13 protein-coding genes and 1 pseudogene are annotated in these 17,650 nt (G+C 69.2%); 10 read left to right on the forward strand and 4 right to left on the reverse strand.

The window, feature by feature from the left end:
- Position 1 precedes the first annotated feature (1 nt).
- Complete coding sequence (locus tag H623_RS0102990) at positions 2-1,222, forward strand: sensor histidine kinase (protein WP_022899463.1); 1,221 nt, start codon at positions 2-4, stop codon at positions 1,220-1,222.
- Positions 1,223-1,360: 138 nt separating this feature from the next.
- Here H623_RS0102990 and H623_RS17445 read toward each other — a convergent pair whose 3' ends face one another.
- The gene (locus tag H623_RS17445; RefSeq protein WP_022899465.1) at positions 1,361-1,852 is read right to left on the reverse strand and encodes a DUF6069 family protein; all 492 of its coding nucleotides are present in this window, start codon (positions 1,850-1,852) and stop codon (positions 1,361-1,363) included.
- Positions 1,853-2,039: 187 nt separating this feature from the next.
- Positions 2,040-2,711 (reverse strand): arsenate reductase/protein-tyrosine-phosphatase family protein, encoded by a 672-nt coding sequence (locus tag H623_RS0103005; protein WP_022899466.1) that lies wholly within the window; start codon positions 2,709-2,711, stop codon positions 2,040-2,042.
- 47 nt (positions 2,712-2,758) lie between these two features.
- Between H623_RS0103005 and H623_RS0103010 the strand changes: the two genes are divergently transcribed.
- The 9 genes and pseudogenes from H623_RS0103010 (at position 2,759) to H623_RS20835 (ending at position 14,878) form a co-directional block, all read left to right on the forward strand.
- Positions 2,759-3,466 carry an aquaporin gene (locus tag H623_RS0103010; protein WP_022899467.1) on the forward strand — a complete coding sequence of 236 codons (708 nt, stop codon included), beginning with the start codon at positions 2,759-2,761 and terminating at the stop codon, positions 3,464-3,466.
- Complete coding sequence (locus H623_RS17450) at positions 3,463-4,944, forward strand: FAD-dependent oxidoreductase (RefSeq protein WP_022899468.1); 1,482 nt, start codon at positions 3,463-3,465, stop codon at positions 4,942-4,944. Before H623_RS0103010 ends, H623_RS17450 begins: the two co-directional genes overlap by 4 nt.
- Before the next feature lie 154 nt (positions 4,945-5,098).
- Positions 5,099-6,400 carry a ferredoxin reductase family protein gene (locus H623_RS17455; protein WP_022899469.1) on the forward strand — a complete coding sequence of 434 codons (1,302 nt, stop codon included), beginning with the start codon at positions 5,099-5,101 and terminating at the stop codon, positions 6,398-6,400.
- On the forward strand, positions 6,397-6,888 hold the full coding sequence (locus H623_RS0103025) for an FMN-binding protein (RefSeq protein WP_022899470.1): 492 nt from the start codon (positions 6,397-6,399) through the stop codon (positions 6,886-6,888). Before H623_RS17455 ends, H623_RS0103025 begins: the two co-directional genes overlap by 4 nt.
- Positions 6,885-7,646, forward strand: a complete 762-nt coding sequence (locus H623_RS0103030; RefSeq protein WP_022899471.1) for an FAD:protein FMN transferase — start codon at positions 6,885-6,887, stop codon at positions 7,644-7,646. The genes H623_RS0103025 and H623_RS0103030 overlap by 4 nt, the downstream gene beginning before the upstream one ends.
- Positions 7,647-7,992: 346 nt before the next feature.
- Positions 7,993-8,934 (forward strand): annotated as a pseudogene (locus H623_RS17460) (integrase core domain-containing protein); the annotation flags it as partial.
- A 738-nt stretch (positions 8,935-9,672) separates the two neighbouring features.
- Positions 9,673-13,137: a MobF family relaxase gene (gene mobF, locus H623_RS17465; RefSeq protein ID WP_245558865.1), complete on the forward strand. Its 3,465-nt coding sequence runs from the start codon at positions 9,673-9,675 to the stop codon at positions 13,135-13,137.
- A 76-nt stretch (positions 13,138-13,213) separates the two neighbouring features.
- Positions 13,214-13,705, forward strand: a complete 492-nt coding sequence (locus tag H623_RS0103045; RefSeq protein ID WP_026939848.1) for a hypothetical protein — start codon at positions 13,214-13,216, stop codon at positions 13,703-13,705.
- 255 nt (positions 13,706-13,960) lie between these two features.
- Positions 13,961-14,878 (forward strand): Fic/DOC family protein, encoded by a 918-nt coding sequence (locus H623_RS20835; protein WP_157560864.1) that lies wholly within the window; start codon positions 13,961-13,963, stop codon positions 14,876-14,878.
- Between the two features lie 241 nt (positions 14,879-15,119).
- Here the strand turns inward: H623_RS20835 and H623_RS0103060 are convergent, their stop codons facing one another.
- Together H623_RS0103060 and zapE are read right to left on the reverse strand one after the other, a co-directional pair.
- Positions 15,120-16,394: an ammonium transporter gene (locus H623_RS0103060; RefSeq protein ID WP_022899477.1), complete on the reverse strand. Its 1,275-nt coding sequence runs from the start codon at positions 16,392-16,394 to the stop codon at positions 15,120-15,122.
- A 196-nt stretch (positions 16,395-16,590) separates the two neighbouring features.
- Positions 16,591-17,643, reverse strand: a complete 1,053-nt coding sequence (gene zapE / locus H623_RS0103065) for a cell division protein ZapE (protein WP_022899478.1) — start codon at positions 17,641-17,643, stop codon at positions 16,591-16,593.
- Between the last annotated feature and the right edge of the window lie 7 nt (positions 17,644-17,650).

The raw sequence follows: 17,650 nt of genomic DNA on the forward strand, positions 1-17,650 counted from the left end.
GATGACGGATGCCGGTGGGCTGCGCGGCGCGGCGCTACGCCTGGCGGCGGGCTTCGCCGCCCTAATCCTCGCCCTGTTCCTGCTGCTGGCGGGCGTCGTCACCGGCATCGTCGCCGAGGCCTCCCACCAGGCCCTCCTCCAGAAGCTCGTGGGCGCCGAGCACATCGACTCGCCCAAAGACGCCCCGCTGGGCACCTACGTCGCCATCGTCACCCCGGGTGGCACCCTTGCCTCTGAGAACGCCCCGTCCGGTTTCCCCGCGCAGAAAGACCTCAGCACTGTCGCCGCCTCCGGGCAGGTGATCCAGGCCACCCGGTCTTTCGGCGGGCAGGCGTACATCGTGCGCACCGACGCGGACTCCGGGCGTGTGGTGCAGGTCGCGGTCAGCCAGGAGGAGAGCCAGGACGAGCTGTACCGGGTGGTCCTCGCCTTGGCCCTGGCGGGCATCCCGACGGTCGTCGGGGCGGCGCTGATCGGCTGGTGGATGTCGCTGCGGGCCATGCGCCCCCTGGCCGAGGCCCTCGCCCTGCAGCGCCGCTTCGTCGCCGACGCCGGCCACGAGCTGCGCACCCCGCTGACCCTGCTGAGCACCAGAGCCCAGATGCTCCACCGCACCCTGCCCGCGACCCAGCAGGCCCCCCAGCAGCCTGCGCTCGAGGAAGTCTCCGAGGGGCTGGAGGAGATCGTCTCCGACACCAAGACCCTCACGGGCATCCTGGAAGACCTCCTCCTCGCCGCCGACCCCCGCCAAGACGCCGAGCGCACCAACGTCGACCTCACCGCTGCCGCACGCGACGCCGCCGCCACGCTGCGCCCAGAAGCCGACGCGCGCGGCGTGAGCATCCGCGTCGAAGGAGACGGTCCGGTGCCCGTCCATGGCGTGCGGGTCTCGCTGTCCCGCGCGATCCTCGCCCTGATCTCCAACGCGCTGGACCACGCCCGCACCACCGTCACGATCACGACCCGGACCGAAAGTGGCTGGGCGGTCCTGGACGTGTGCGACGACGGGCCCGGCTTCCCTCCAGGAACCACCCAGCGGGCCTTCGAGCGCTTCGCCAGCAGCCGGGCCGAGAGCGCGGACGAGACCGGGCGGCGCCACTACGGCCTCGGCCTGGCCCTAGTCGCCGAGGTCGCCCACCGACACGGTGGCACCGTGTCCATCGCCACCACCGGCCCCACCGGTGCCGTGCTGCGCCTGCGCCTTGCCGCCGCAACCCGCTGACCCTAACCACCAATGCGGGCGCAGAGCTCGCCTACAGCAGGACGGCTCCGAAGATGTCGACGACCCCGGTGTTCGCGCTCATGAGGGCATGCCTGGCCTCCTGAAGACCGGCGGGCCTCACGCGGCGCGAGGTGTCGTCTAGCTATCGGGATGGTCTTCCGTCCTCCGCTGTGGGGCGATGAAGACCAGGGCGGGGTAGGTGACGGCGGCGACCGCCACGTGCATCACCGCGAGCACCAAGACGGCCGGCGCGCTCTGGCCCTTCATGAGGATCCGCACATCCGGGGCGAAGGAGACCACGGTGACAACGACCGCCGCCCACAGGAACAAAGGGCGCGCCGCCCGCGAGCTCGCCAGGGTGGCCACCGGCCAGGCGATCCAGGCGATGACGACGCCGATCACTGTCAGCTTCGTGTAGTCGCCGAAGCGGAAGTGCACGTATCCGGCCGTGGAGGGGAAGACGAGGGGTCCGAGCTTCGCCAGGATCGCGCAGGCCAGCACCGAGCCGACCACCGCGACCACCAGCGCGGCACCCAGCCGCCACCACGACGACTGCCGCCTACCGAGGGGCCAGTCCAACATGAAGTAGCGCATCACGGCCTCGATTGGGCCGGCCTGTTCCGCCGTCACGGCTCTCCGCCCTTCTGCGCGCGCATGAACGCACCGCTGCCGGTATAGAGGATCCCGGCGCGGCTCTAAGACGCCTCTGAGCTTCCCGCGACCCAGCCCGCTGCCGCGCACCTCAGCTCAGGCGCAGCAGCGCAGACGGCCTGCCACGGCGGCGTGGAGCCTAATCATCCCCGACCGCATCGCTCGTTCAGGCCGCAGCGATCCGGGGCGCCAGATCCTCGACCCGCCGTGCAAGCAGCCGGTACGCGTCCTCGAACGCCTGCGTGGTCCCGGCCGCTACCGGGTCCGGGATCGACCAGTGCAGGCCGGACTGAGCGCCGAGCTCCTCGTGGGCGTGGTCGCACACGGTGATGACCAGGTCACCCGGCTCCACGACGCCATCCAGGCTGCGCGGGGCGGCATCGGGGAGGTCCAGGCCGTGCCGGCGGGCCGCCGCGATCGCCCCGCGGGCAATCCGGTCCGCGGGGCGCGTTCCGGCAGAGGTGGAAGGCACCCGGCTTGCCTGTCTCCACAGGGCGTCGGCGAGGTGGGATCGGGCGGTGTTGGCGGTGCACACGAACACCACCCGCGGCGCCACCACCGCAGCCCCCGGCACGATGCCGGTGAGGGCCTCCCGCTCGAGGTTCAGGTAGCTGCGCCGCCGGTCGGCCTCGGAGCGGTGCCGGCTGATCAGGCCCGCGTCTTTGAGGATCTTCAGGTGGTGGGCGATCAGGTTGGAGGGCATCCCGAGCGCGAGCTGCAGCTCCACCGGGGAACGGTCGCCTACGGTGAGCAGGTCCACGATCTGCAGCCTGGCGGCATCGCCCAGGGCGGCGTGCACCGCCGCCCGCCGCGACAACCCTGTTTGCTCAGTGTTCATTGAGTCAAGGTTGACTGAGTGAGCATCAACCGGTCAAGCTGTTGCGCGTGATCTCCTCCCTGTGGCGCCGCGCGGCCGCCGAGCTGCTCGGCACCGGGCTGCTGGTGACCGTCGTCGTCGGCTCCGGGATCGCGGCCGCGCAGCTGTCCCCGGACGACGTGGGGGTGCAGCTGCTAGAGAACTCGATTGCCACCGCCTTGGGGCTCGGAGTGCTGATCCTGATGCTCAGGCCGATCTCGGGGGCGCACTTCAATCCCGTCGTCACCCTCGCCGATGCTCTCCTGCGCGGCCGCAGCTGGCGGGAGGTTCCCGTCTACGTGGCCGCGCAGCTGGTCGGGGCGGTCGGCGGCACCGAGCTCGCGAATGCCATGTTCGCCGTGCCGCCGGCCTGGTCGGTGAAACACCGTGCCACGACTCCACATCTGCTGGGTGAGGCGGTGGCCACCGCGGTCCTCATCCTGCTGATCTTCCTGCTCGCCAGGACCGGCCAGACCTATGCGGCGCCGGCGGCGATCGGGGCGTACATCGGCGCCGCCTACTGGTTCACCAGCAGCACGTCCTTCGCGAACCCCGCCGTCACGGTCGGGCGGATGTTCACGAACACCTTCGCCGGTATCGCCCCAGCCTCCACCCCCGGCTTCATCGCCGCACAGCTTGCAGGCGCTGCGATCGGGCTCGGCCTGCCCGTCGTTCTCGTCCCGGCGTCGCGCGCCCGAGCCGCGGATGCCGTCATCCCCGAAAGGACACTCTCGTGACTCACCTGATCGCCATCGGCGGCAGCGACGCCGGTATCTCCGCCGCGTTGCGCGCCCGCGAACTCGACCCGTCCGTGAATGTCACGGTCGTGGTGGCCGATCGGTACCCGAACTTCTCCATCTGCGGCATCCCCTACTACTTCTCCGGCGACGTCACCCCCTGGCAGTCCCTCGCCCACCGCACCACAGCCGACCTCGAAGCCACCGGAATGCGACTGCGCCTCGACACGCTCGCCACCGGCATCGACGTCGCTGGCCGGAAACTGCAGCTCCGCAACCCGGACGGGTCTGTGGAGGACCTCGGCTACGACGAGCTGGTCGTCGGCATCGGCGCGCTGCCCTCCCACGCGGGCATTGTCGGCCTCGACCAGCTCGGAGCGGAGGACGGAGTGCATGTCATCCACTCGATGGGAGATACCTTCGCCCTCGACCGTCACCTCACCGAGCGCGCGCCGAGGTCGGCGATCATCGTCGGCGCCGGCTACGTGGGCCTGGAGATGGCCGAGGCGTTCACCGTCCGCGGCATCCGCACCACGCAACTGCAGCGCGGCCCCGAGGTCCTCTCCACCCTCGACCCCGAACTCGGCGCCCTCGTCCACACCGAGCTGGATCAGCACGGCGTCGAGGTCGTCGTGAACTCCACCGTGAAGACCATCCGGAAAACAGCCGCTGGGCTCACCGTCACCGGCATCCACGAGGACGCCCCCTTCGAGCGCACCGCCGATCTCGTCCTGGTCGTCGTCGGTGTCAGGCCCAACACCGCGCTGCTCGAGAAGGCCGGCGCCACCCTCGGCCCAGGCGGCGCGGTCGTGGTCGACGAGGGCATGAGGACCGGGCTTCCGCACGTCTACTCCGCCGGAGACGGCACCATCACCCACCACCGCCTCCTCGGCCCCACCTACCTGCCGCTGGGAACCACGGCGCACAAGCAGGGCCGCGTGGCCGGCGAGAACGCCCTCGGCGGTGATGCGAAGTTCGCCGGCTCCGTCGGCACCCAGGTCGTCAAGGTCTTCGACCTCGTCGCCGCCCGCACCGGACTGCGCCACCACGAAGCCGCCGCCGCCGGCTACCGGCCCCTCACCACCGGCTCCTCAGCGGACGACCACTTGCGGTACTACCCGGGCGCCCACCCCATCAGCTTCCGCATCACCGGCGATCACCGCGACGCACGTCTCCTCGGCGCGCAGCTCGTCGGCAGGCTCGGTACCGAGGTCGCCAAACGCGTCGACACTTTCGCCACCGCCCTCTACGCCGGACTCACCGTTCCACAGATCTCCGAGCTCGACCTGGCCTATACGCCACCGCTCGGCTCCCCGTGGGACGCCGTCCAAGCCGCCACCCAGGCTTGGGAAGCTGCCGCCCCAGGCCGGAGGGCGTCGGCTCGCAACGCATCTGGAGCCAAGCCGCAGACGAAGCCGCCGATGCTCGCGCAGCGCGACCCCTCACGCACGCAGGATCCCCGCATCGACAACGCATAGCTTTCCTGCGGCCTCTTCTCAGCCGGAGTAAGAATTCGGAGAGAATCCCGCCTCACGCTGGAGATGTCAGCATCAGCGAGAGGACCCTTATGGACACCCGCCCCCGAAGGCCGCGCCCGACCGGCGCCCCCGCGCAGACGAGAGCGGCCCGCGCATGAGGAGCCGGATCGTCACGCTTGCCGTCATCCTCGGCGGCGTCGCGGTGGTGGCTTTGTGGTGGCCGAGCGCGGTCGTCTCGCTGAGCCCGTCGACGCTGTCCACGGCGATCGCCGAGCTGGTCGGGATGGTCGGCTCGTACCTGGTGTGCGTGCAGGTGCTGCTGATCGCCCGGATCCCGTGGTTCGAGCGGATGGTGGGCCTGGATCGCCTGGTGGCCTGGCACCGCATCGTGGGGACCACCACCTTGTTTCTGATCCTGGCGCACGTGTCCTTCATGACCCTCGGCCAGTGGGTCACCGCTGGAGGCGGCCCGGTGCACGCGTACCTCGGCCTGTTCGGCCTATACCCGGACATGCTAACCGCGACCATCGGCACCGCGATCATGCTGGGGGCCGGTCTGCTGAGCGCGGGAGCGCTGCGCCGGCTGTTGCCGTACGAGCTGTGGTACTGGACGCACGTCACGTTCTACCTCGCGATCTTCCTGACGTTCCTGCACCAGATCAGCGCCGGCCCGGTCTTCGCCGGCCACCCCGGGCACCGGGCGATCTGGATGGCCCTGTATGGTGGCACGGCCGCCTGCGTGGTGTGGTGGCGGGCCGTGGCGCCTCTGCGGCACTTCTCCGTCCACCGCTTCCAGGTCGTCGCCGTCGTCCCGGAATCCCGGCGGATGACCAGCGTGTGGATCCGCTCCAACCGTCCCGAGCTGCTGAAGGCGAAGGCCGGGCAGTTCATGCTCTTCCGATTCTTGGCCTGGGGCCACCTGCTGACCGCGCACCCGTATTCGATCTCCAACGTCCCGCAGGACGGTCTGCTGCGCATCACCGTCGCCGACCTCGGCGACCACTCCGGGGCGCTCAAACACGTGCAGCCGGGCACGAAGGTGATCGTCGAGGGGCCTTTCGGCGGCTTCTTCGGCCGGCGCCGCCGGGCCGCCGCGGTGCTGCTGATCGCCGGCGGCGCCGGGATCGGCCCCATCCGGGGCCTGGCCGAACAGTTCGCGCGCATGGGCCGCAACGTGGTGGTCGTATACCGAGCCAGCGCACTCGACGACCTCGCCCTGTACCACGAGGTCGCAGCCCTGCCCGGGGTGCACCTCATCCCGCTCGTCGGACGCCGCGCCGAGCTGGGCTACGACCCGCTGGAGGCTGCACGCCTCGCCCGGGCGGTGCCGGACATCCAGCACCGGGAGACCCTCATCTGCGGCCCCGAGCCCATGATCGCCCGCGTGCGAGAGAGTCTGACCGATCTCGGGATCCCTGACCGCAAGATCCACTCCGAGGAACTGAGCTTCGCATGAGACGCAAATGGCAGGGAACCACCCTCTTCGCCCTGATCATGGCCGGGGCCGCCGCAACCATCGGCGGACGCCTCGCCACCGCCAGCACACCGACCCTCGGCACCGCCCAGGCGCCACAGAGCAGCATCGGAACCGCCACCGGCTCAACGCCCGCGAGCACCCCGGCGCCCAGCAGCACCGCCAGCCCGGCCACCGCCGGCACCCCTTCGGCCTCCAGCACGACCGTGACCGGACAGACCGAGCAGACCCCCTACGGGCCCGTCCAGGTCGAGGTCACCTTCACCGGCACGAAGATCACCGCCATCAAAGTCCTGCAAGTCCCGGACCGCAGAGGCCGTGACGCCGAGATCGCCAGCTACGCCGTCCCCCAGCTGGAACAAGAGGTCCTCGCCTCCCAATCCGCCCAGGTCGACACCGTCTCCGGCGCCACTTACACCTCCGGCGGCTACCTCGCCAGCGTCCAATCCGCGATCGACGCACACGGATGAGACGCATCCGCCAGCTGATGGGCACCGCCTTCTCCCTCGACGTGCGTGGTGAGATCCCGGACGAACTGATTGAGCAGGCCTTCGACGCCATCGAGCAGGCCGAGGCGCGCTTCAGCGCCTTTCTGCCGGGCAGCGAGCTATCGCGCCTGAACCGGGGCGAGCTCGGCCTAGCTGAGACCAGCGACGACATGCGCGAGGTGCTACGCCTAGCCGACGCTTTCCAACAGGCCAGCGGCGGTGCGTTCTCCGCCCGCCGCGACGGCAAGATCGACACCGACGGGATCGTCAAAGGCTGGGCCGCCCAACGCGCCGCCGACCTCCTCGCTAACGGCGGGGCGACGGACTTCTGCCTGAATGCCGGCGGTGACATCATCACTCGCGGCGCCCCCGAGCCCGGCCGCCACTGGCAGGCCGGCATCCGCGACCCCTTCGAGGCCAGCAAGCTCCTCGGCGTGCTCGTGCTCGGACAAGGTGCCCTCGCCACCTCCGGCGCCTACGAACGCGGCAACCACATCGACGACCCCCGCACCAGCGCCACGCCGCGCACCTGGGCCTCCGTCAGCGTGCTCGATCCCGACCTCACCATCGCCGACACCCTCGCCACCGCCGTCTACGCCATGGGAGCCGACGGACCACACTGGGCCCAGGAAGAGTTCGGAGTCTCCGTCATCACCGTCGACCACGCCGGACACCTCACCATCACCGGACCCGTGCGCTGGGCGCACCCGACAACAGCCAGAGCGCGTTCCGCGCCGTAGCCAGTTGCGAACTGGCCTGCACCGTCGCGGAGGTCGAGGGCTTCCCGCCCCGTCGGCCCGCACCCAGATCAGTCGCCCATGGCTGTGATGTGAGCGGACCTCCCTCCTTTGCTCGGATGCGGGGCCAAGTGCTGGCATCCCCGCCAGAACCGCGCCCCATCTGGCGAATATCGCCGTACGTCTGCGCCGACGGCGGAGCTGCATCCGCCACATTGTCTACGGCATTGGCCAGCAACTTTCCTCCTGAATGTGTTATGTCTCAGGACTTCGGTGACGCGCGTGCATCAGGACTTCGGTGACGGTTCTGGTGTTCTTGGTGGTGACGCTTCTCCCGCTGTGATGGAGGGTGCCGAAGCCGAATGATCCTGTTGATGCCCGTGTCCGTCTCGCGATCGCCCGGTGGCCGGATGATGCGCCGCGTGGCAGCGTGTCCACGTTGTGCGCTGAGCATGGCATCGCTCGGAAGACGTTCTACGCCCTTCGTGCCCGCGCCCGAGAGGAGGGGCAGGCGGCGGTTCTGGAGCCGCGCTCGCGCCGCCCGAGGACGAGCCCGGGGAAGGTCACCGACGAGGTATCGCGGCAGGCGATTCAGGTGCGGGCAGCGCTGGAAGCATCGGGTCTGGATCACGGGCCGATCAGCGTGCACGACAAGATGGTGGCGCTCGGTCTGACCACACCCTCGGTCGCGTCGCTCGCGCGGATCTTCCGGCAGGCAGGGGTCGCTCGGAAGGAACCGCGGAAGAAGCCGCGGTCCTCGTATCGTCGGTTCGTCTACCCGGCGCCGAACGCGTGCTGGCAGCTGGATGCGACCGAGTACGTCCTCCAAGGCGGCCGGAAGTGCGTGATCTTCCAGCTCGAAGACGACCACTCCCGCCTCGCGGTCGCGTCCCACGTTGCCACCGGTGAGACCAGCGAGGCGGCAGTGGCCGTATTCCAGAAGGGTGTGGCCACCCACGGCGTCCCGCAACGGCTGCTCACCGACAACGGTGCCGCGTTGAACCCGGCCCGCCGCGGGTGGATCGGACAGCTCACCGCCTACGCCACCTCGCTCGGCGTTCAGGCGATCACGGGCAAGCCGGGCAAGCCGACCACGCAGGGCAAGAACGAACGCTTCCACCAGACCCTGTTCCGGTACCTCGACAAGCAGCCCATCGCTGCGACGATCGCCGAGCTGCAGGAGCAGGTCGACCGGTTCGACGTCATCTACAACACCCAGCGCCCACACCAAGGACTGCCCGGCCGCATCACCCCGCAAGCCGCATGGGACGCGACCGAGGCTGCCGAGCCGCCCCGACCCCGACCGGCACCTCCTCGCTCCGTCCTCCTCGATCCAGCCGCAGGAGCGCCGGGCGCGCTGCTGGATATCGAGGACATGCACCCGATATGGGTGCAGTCAAGCGGCGCGATCGCCGTCCGTGGCGTGACGTACCAGATCGCCCGCGAACTCGCCGGCGAGACCGTCTACGTGGCCAAGCTCGAAGAGGGCATCAAGTTCTACGACCACAGCGGGATGCTCCTCCTCGAACACCCCTGGCCGAAGCCGGGAACCAAACACGTCAGCACCGGCAGACCCCGCGGCGCGGGCACCACCCGCCCCAAGGACATCCGCGACGTCATTCACAGCACCGGCACCAGCACCGCCACTCCAACCGGAGAATACGACCGCATCGTCCGCCGCGATGGGCGAGTGAGCATCCGCAACGTCGTCTACGGCATCGGCAAAGACCACGCCGGACAGACCCTCCACGCCGTCATCGGCACCAACACCATCGTGTTCTGCGACCCCGCAACCGGCGAGGTCATCGCCGAACACCCCATCCCCGACCCCGGCATCAAACACGTCGGCTACGTCCGCTACAACCGGAAGCTCCCCACCTTCGAGCCCACCGGCCCAGGCCCCGAACTGTCACCGATGTCCTGAGACATGAAGTGTTACCGATGTCCAGATACAGAACCGTCACCTATCTCCTGAGACATCACAAGCTCGATTGAATGGACGTATGCTACCTTCGATAGTTGCAGGTACATGACTTACTGGGGTGGGCTGATGCATGGCGGCGTGATTCTGTTCCGGGGCTCCGGCACGGACGCGCGCCGTTACCTGGAGTCAGACCGCTCGCGGGCCGACGACTACTACTTGGAGGGTGGGACCGCGCTCGCGGAGTTCTCCGCTGTCGACGGAGAAGGCCGGGTGGTCGGCGAAGTCGGATTGACCCCGGACGAGTACGCCCAGTGGGTGGATTGGGTGAACCCGCTGACCGGCGAGTCGATGGGGACCCCACGTCTGCCAGGTAAAGGTCGTCGAGGGAGCCCCCGGTTCGCGGAGATGGTCGTGAACGTGCCGAAGTCGCTGTCGATCGCTGCCGCGCTGCACTCAGAGGTCTCTGAGGCATTGGATGCGGCGCAGCGTGACGCGGTGGTAGAGATCAGGTGGTGGCTCGGCAGGCATTCGGTCACGCGTGTCGGCCCGCGCGGAAAGCAAGAGGTCGTGCCCGTCGAGCAGTTGGAGACGGTCGCCGTCTCGCACAAGACTTCCCGCGCTGGTGATCCGCACCGGCACATCCACTTCCAGGTCGGCACCCGCGTATGGGCAGCGGGCGCCTGGCGCGGGCTGGACACGGGGGCGCTGTTCCGCCAGCAGGGCGCGATCCGCGCTCTCGGTACGGCGGTCGTCGCCGCGCACCCGCAGCTGGCCGCGGTGCTCGACGCGCACGGCCTCACCCTCGATCCGGTGAGCGGTGAGGTCGCGGAGTTGGTGCCGTGGAATGCCATGATGTCCAAGCGCGGCGAGCAGGTGGCGCGCAACCTGGCCCGGTTTCGCGCGGAATGGGAGGAGGCGCATCCGGGCCAGGAGCCCGGCGCTGTCGTCAGCGCGCGGTTGCAGGCGAAGGCGTGGGATCACGAGCGGCCGAACAAGAAGCCATCGACCCTCGGCTCGGAGGCCGGCTGGCTGCGCGAGCTCCAGGACGCCGGCTACAGCCCGAACCTGCCACGCGCCATCGTGGAGGTGGCACGCAACCTCGATGACCTGAGCGTGCAACGGGTGGCATCGCGTGCGCTGGACCGTTGCGCGGCCGCCGCATCGACGTGGACGGTGCATGACGTTCAGGAGCACGTCACCAGGATCATCACCGAGGCCGGCGTGCGCGCAACCCCGGGGACGTTGCGTGACATGGTTGCGATCACGACCCGACTGGCGGCGGAGGATTGCCTGTCCGTGCTGACGCCCGCGAGCGTGCAACCAGAGCATGTCGCGCACCTCACGTCGTTGCACGTCGTCGCGGTCGAGACGAGCCTGCGCGATCGGCTGACCGCCCGCGCAACCAGTGATGTTCGCCGGGTACCGGAGGTGACCAGCTTGGCGGATCGGCGCGGACTGGACCCGGACCAGGCGCAGGCCGCAGCCGCGGTCGCCGGGACCGATCCGCTCGTGGTGATCGAGGGTGCGGCCGGTGCGGGCAAGACCACCATGCTCGGCGCCGCGATCGAAGCGGCCACCGCCCGAGGCCAGCGCACGCGGGTCGTGACCCCGACAAAGAAGGCCGCGGACGTGGCAGCCCAGGAACTCGGCGTCCCGGCCGATAGTGTGGCGAAGCTCGTCCACGAACACGGCTGGCGCTGGAACGCCGACGGCGTATGGACCCGCCTCGCGCCCGGCGACACCAACCCGGAGAACGGCAGCACTTACACCGGCCCCTCGGCCGCCGCACGGCTCGTTCGGGGCGAGCGCATCGTTGTGGACGAGGCGGGGATGCTCGATCAGGACACGGCCCTCGCGCTGCTGACCGTGGCGGACGAGCGCGGTGCGACCCTCGCGCTCGTCGGGGACCGGGCGCAGCTCCCCGCGGTCGGTAGGGGCGGCGTGCTCGACATGGCCACGCAACTCGCGCCGCGCGTCTACGAGATGACCACCGTGCATCGCTTCACGGACCCCGAGTACGCGGACCTTACCGTGCAGATGCGCCGCGGGGAGCACCCGCCCCGGCTGTTCGACCGGCTGCACGCCCTCGGGCTCGTGGTACTGCACGAGAGCACCGAGGCGATGCAGGATGCGATAGCCCGCGACGCCCGAGACGGGGACGTGATCACGACCGCGACCAACGAGGAAGCGAGCGAACTGAACGAACGCATCCGCGACGACCGCGTGCATGCTGGCCTGGTCGACGACACTCGCACGACAACGGGCAGCGACGGCCTGAGCATCGGCGCCGGCGACGTGATCCAGACCCGGCGCAACGACGCCGACGTGCAGGTGGCGAACCGGCAGACCTGGACCGTCCAAGCCGTCGGGCAGGACGGGACGGTATGGGCGAAGGAGAATGCGACCGGGCGGAAGCGGCAGCGCACCACCAGGCTCCCCGCCGAGTACGTCGCCGAACACACACACCTCGCCTACGCCTCCACCGCCTACGGGGTGCAGGGCGCGACCGTGCCCGCCTCGCACACGGTGCTGTCGGACGCGCTGGACGCCTCCGGCGTCTATGTCGGCATGACCCGAGGCCAGGAGACGAACCGGCTGCACGTCGTCGCGGCCGGCGTGGAGGACGCGCGGGAGCAGTTCGTGTCCGCGCTCGAGCGGGACCGTGCCGACCGCGGCCTGGTCGCCGGGACCCAGGCCGCACAAGCGGCTGTCGCCGGACTCGACGCCGATGGTCCGGTGCGTCAGGTGAACGCGGAGCGCGCCCACCTGACGCAGCGGATCGAGCGCGCCGAGCGCGAGGCGGGCAAGTGGGAGCGAGCCGTGGTGTCGCTGGACCGGCAGCACGAGACGCACCGGGCCGAGTCCGACGAACAGCAGGAGGCCGTCGCCGCTGTGGAGGCCCGCGCCGCGCAGGTGCGCGCCGAGGTCGCGGCCCCGCTGATCGAGCAGGCTGCCGCGGATGGCACCGCCTACCTCACCAGTCGGGACCGGCTGTGGGAGGCGCAGACAGCGCACGGCCAGGCCGGGCGGCTGCGGAAGCGCACCGCCGGCCGCGTGGCGATGGAGGCGGCAAGCGAGCATCGTGCGACGGAGGACGCAGTGCGGCGGCGCTGGGGTGGCCTGCCGACTGGAGACGACGGCGTCGAGCCTTGGGCCGAGGTGGTCGCCGGCAAGCAGGCCGACGCCGACCCGCGCGTGACCGTGATGCGAAAGGAGGCGGAGCAGGCCCACCGCGAGCAGGGGCGCCTCGCCGAGCGGCATCTACGAGAGTCCGCCGTCCTGCGCGGGAAGGCGCTCGGCTCCACGACCCCGAGCACCGCAATCACGCGCGCTGCCGGGTGGCGCGCTCGCGCGGAGCAGGCCCGGCAGGACCTCGCGCAGATCGAAGCCCTGCCCGTCACCGAGGCCGTCCAGCTCGTCCGCGAACTCGCCGCACGCGACGAGGCAGAGCGGCAAGCCGCCGAGCGCGCCCAAGTCGCACGCGAGGCGCGCGCCGCCCAGCTCAGTCGATATCGGCTGTCGAGCGACCACGGCAGGACGACACCGGAGCACGATGCTCCAAGTCTGTAGCCGAGACTCGGCAGCGGCGACTCGGAACTTTCGCCGACGGCTCCGGGAGAACGGGAAACGAGGGAAGGATGTGGTCGTGGTTTTCCAGGGCGAAGTGCTGTCGATCGGTGCGCTACTGGAGCGCGCCCAGACCACCCCTGCCAACGTGCCGGGCGTGGGCGTCGATGTGCGCCACGCAGCCGCCGACAATGCCGCGCGCTGCGCTGCGCTCATGACCACTGGTGACACCGCCGAGACGTGCTGGCGGTTCGGCATCCTCCAGACCCTCGACGACTACACCTCCACCCTTCGCCGTGGCGGTGCATCGCTGGCCTCCGTGGTGTTCGCAGACGAGCCCGAGCCCACGGGTTCCACACAACTCGACGCAGCCTTTGCGGCACTAGCCGATCACCTCGCCGAGCGCGACGCCTGGGAGCCGCCGGCCTGGACGCTCGACCCGGCGCGCCGCACGACCGGATGGTTCCCGGCCGTGCCCGCGATCTTCCGCAGCGAGGCCGAGCAGGACAGCCCCCGCGCCTTCCAGCAGCGAGGCATCTTCATCACCCGACGGTCGCTAGACCGGGCATGAGCGCACATCAGGCACACACAGCGCATGTGGATCGCCCTGGATTCCCGCTGAAAGCCGGCGGTCGGCGATAGACTTGGGTATCCAGTTCAGAGATCAGCGGGAGATAGATCATGGCAGTTCGGTCAACGGTTTCTCCGGCACGCGTCGAGCGCGACGTGGCAGCCGTCATTGCCGGCTCCCGCATGGCCGCCGCCGAGCCTGCCGTCGAAGACATTGAAGCCGGCCGTCGTATCCTCTCTGGCGAGACTACCGCGAGTGAGGTCGTACGAGAGCGTCTGGCGCAGATCGACGCACAGTTCGGCATCACCCGCTGACGCGCTGTTCCTCATGCCGGACCGGTACACGTACCCGGGCACCGAAGTTCTCATCAACCTCCCCGGCTACACCCGTCCGGAAGCGTGGAAGGCCGCCGAGACCGCGACTGTTGCTGCGCACATGTTCGAGCTGTACCGTGACCCGCTTCCCGGCGACTTCGACCTCGATCACCTCCGGGCGATCCACCAGCACCTGACCCAGGACATGTACTCCTGGGGCGGCAGCCTGCGCGAGACGGACACCGGCCCCGGCGGCACCGGCATCGCGCACTGCCGTCCCGAGTTCATCCCCGCCGAAGCCGAGCGCATCTTCACCGCTCTCTCCAAGATGGATCTCCTGAGCGGCCGCGACCTCGATAGCTTCTCCGCGGGCTTGGCCTGGGTATGGGGCGAGACGACCGTGCTGCACCCCTTCCGGGACGTGAACACGCGCAGCCAGTTCGTCTTCTTCAACCAGCTCGCCACCCACGCAGGCTGGACGATCGACTGGACGTCCATCGACCCCTACGTCTTCGCGCATGCCCGTACCGTTGCGATCGTGCGCGACGAGACCGGCATCGAGGCGCTACTACACCCTGCGCTGATCCCGCTCGATGAAGCAACCCGACACGACGAGCTCCGCGACCGCCTCGCCCGCAGCCGCGAGACCTTCTTCACCCCGCGACAGCCGCGGAGCCCGACCGAACTCGACGCCGAACTGGACTCGGCCATGCACCGTCGAAGCGAGCATCTGCCACAAGTAGACTCGCGGCTAGCCGAAGCGCTGGAAGAACGCCGGTCCAAGCTTCCCCCACCGGAGTCATTCGGCCTCGGCTCAGGGCGCTCGAACGGGCGCCAACCACCCTCGCTCGGGCGCTGAACTGCTCACCCCAAAATCACCCCGAGGACGGATTCAGGGGTTCGTGAGGCACCCGAAGGCCCCGTAGAATCAAGAGAACCCGCGCTCCAAGCACCTTCACACGGAAGAGGTCATCAGTTCGAGTCTGGTATCGCCCACCGAAATCACGGGACGGGAACAGGCGACATGGCCTGTTCCCGTCCCGTGTCTGTGGGCTATGCCGCGAGCAAGCTCCGCCGCGCGACGCAGTGACGGAGCGCGTTCACACGTTCTCGAGCGCGTAGCCCTCTTCCCCGTGCACGAACGTGTCGACACCGGCGATCTCGTCCTCCGTCTTGATGCGGAACCCCATCGTCTTCTGGATGATCCAGCCGATGGCATACGCCATCGCGAAGGAATAGATCAGCACGCTGAACGCGCCGATCGCTTGAGCACCGAGCTGGGTGAGACTGCCGCCGTACAGGAGGCTCGAGTACGGCTTCGACGCGTCACCGTCGATGTGCGTCAGGCCGAACACGCCGATGTAGAGCGTTCCGATCAGCCCTCCGATCAGGTGGATGCCGACCACATCCAGCGAGTCATCGAACCCGAGCTTGAACTTGAGATCGATGGCCACGGCGCAGACGGCACCGACGAGAAGGCCGAGCACGATCGCCCAGAACGGCGTCAACGTGTTGCACGCAGGGGTGATGGCGACGAGGCCTGCGACAGCCCCGGACGCCGCTCCGATGGAGGTCGGCTTGCCGTCCTTGATCCGCTCCACCACGAGCCAGCCGATGGTGGCAGCGGCGGGGGCGGCGAGCGTGTTGATCCAAGCCAGCGCCGCCACGCCGTCGACGGCGGCCTCAGAGCCGGCGTTGAAGCCGAACCAGCCGAACCAGAGGAGTGCAGCGCCGAGGAGCGTGAGGGGCACGTTGTGCGGCTTGTTCATTCCCTTCTGGAATCCGACACGCTTGCCGAGCACGAGAGCGAGAGCGAGGCCGGCCGCACCGGCGTTGATGTGTACCGCCGTGCCGCCCGCGAAGTCGTTCACGTGCAGGGTGTGCACGATCCAGCCGTCGCCGAGGTTGAACACCCAGTACGCCACAGGGAAGTACACGACCGTGACCCAGATGCCGGCGAACACCATCCAGGACCCGAACCGGGCGCGGTCGGCGATCGCGCCCGAGATCAGCGCGACGGTGATGATCGCGAACGTGGCCTGGAACCCGGCGAACGCGAGGCCGCCGAGATCGGGGGTGGCGCCGTCCTTGCCGAGCAGGCTGCTCAGTCCCCAGTCGGGCGTGCCGAGCACGCCGGGGATCAGGGGATGCCCGAAGACCAAGCCGTAACCGTAGAGCACCCAGAGCACACCGACGATGGCTATCGCGCCGAAACTCATCATCATCATGCTGATGACGCTCTTCGCCTTCACCATCCCGCCGTAGAAGAACGCCACGCCGGGCGTCATGAGCAGGACGAGCGCCGCTGCGACGAGGAGCCACAGCGAGTTCACGCTGCTCTCGGCGTCATACGCGGCCGCGGTGTGCAACAACATGGGGTCTCCCTCTCGATGTCTGCCTGAGTCGCCGTCACGGCCCGCGTTGCGGCGGGGCGTTCAGATGAGGCGTCGTCAGTCTGCTGTCGACAGATTTCGAGCGAGAGATTCGGTTGTTTCGCCGCGGTTACACGGACCCGCGGGATGTAAACATCGTGTTTCCGGCCCTGAAGGGCCGCGCAGGTGTCGCCACGGATCAGTCGTGCGGCGGGATCTCCCCCGACGTGAGCGCGATGAGGCGCGAAAGAGCACGCAGATACTTCTTGCGGTAGCCGCCCTGGAGCATCTCGGCGTCGAAGACGTCGCTGAGCGGTACCCCTGTCGCGACGATCGGGATCTCCGCGTCGTACACGCGATCCACGAACGCCACGAAGCGCAGCGCCTCCATCTGGTCGTGGAGCTGCTCGACGTCGGCGAGAGCGATCGCATCGAGGCCGGCGACCAACTTGACGTATTTCGACGGATGCACGGTGGCGAGGTGTTCGATCACGTCGCGGAACCGGTCGGCGGACACCCGCTCGCCGCGTACGCTCATGGCCGACACGACGCCGTCGAAGGTGCCGTCGTCGACTGTCGTTGCAGTTCCCGAGACGTCGCGCCGCCGATAGTCGAGGCCGTCGATGCGCACCGTCTCGAAGTGAGACGACAGCGACTGGATCTCGCGAAGGAAGTCCGAAGCGGCGAAGCGGCCCTCCCCCAGCGCCTGAGGCGGAGTGTTGGACGTCGCGGCGATCCGCGTGCCGCTGCCGACGAGCGCGCCGAGGAGCCGCGTCATCATCATGGTGTCGCCCGGATCGTCGAGCTCGAACTCGTCGATGCAGATGAGCTTCGACCCGCGCAGCAGCTCGATCGTGGGCTGGAACCCGAGCGCGCCGACGAGCGCCGTGTACTCGATGAACGTTCCGAAATACTTCGGGCCGGGGGCTTCGTGCCAGAGCGCCGCGAGAAGGTGGGTCTTGCCGACGCCGAAACCGCCGTCGAGATAGACGCCGGGCTTGTGCTCGACGGCCTTCTTGCGGCCCCAGCCGAAGAAGCCGCTCGGTCGTGGCGGCTCCCACGAGTTCGCGAACGAGCGCAGGGTTGCCACGGCCTGGGCCTGCGACGGGAAATCCTTGTCGGGACGATACGAGTCGAACGTGGCAGTGTGGAACTGCGGCGGCGGAACGAGCTCGGCAGCGATCTCGCGACCCGTTATCGACGGCGTCACCTCGGTGAGGTGGGCGGCTGCAGGAAGCGCGTGCGCGGACATCTGTTCC

It is taken from the genome of Humibacter albus DSM 18994, assembly GCF_000421825.1.
Taxonomy (GTDB): Bacteria; Actinomycetota; Actinomycetes; order Actinomycetales; family Microbacteriaceae; genus Humibacter; species Humibacter albus.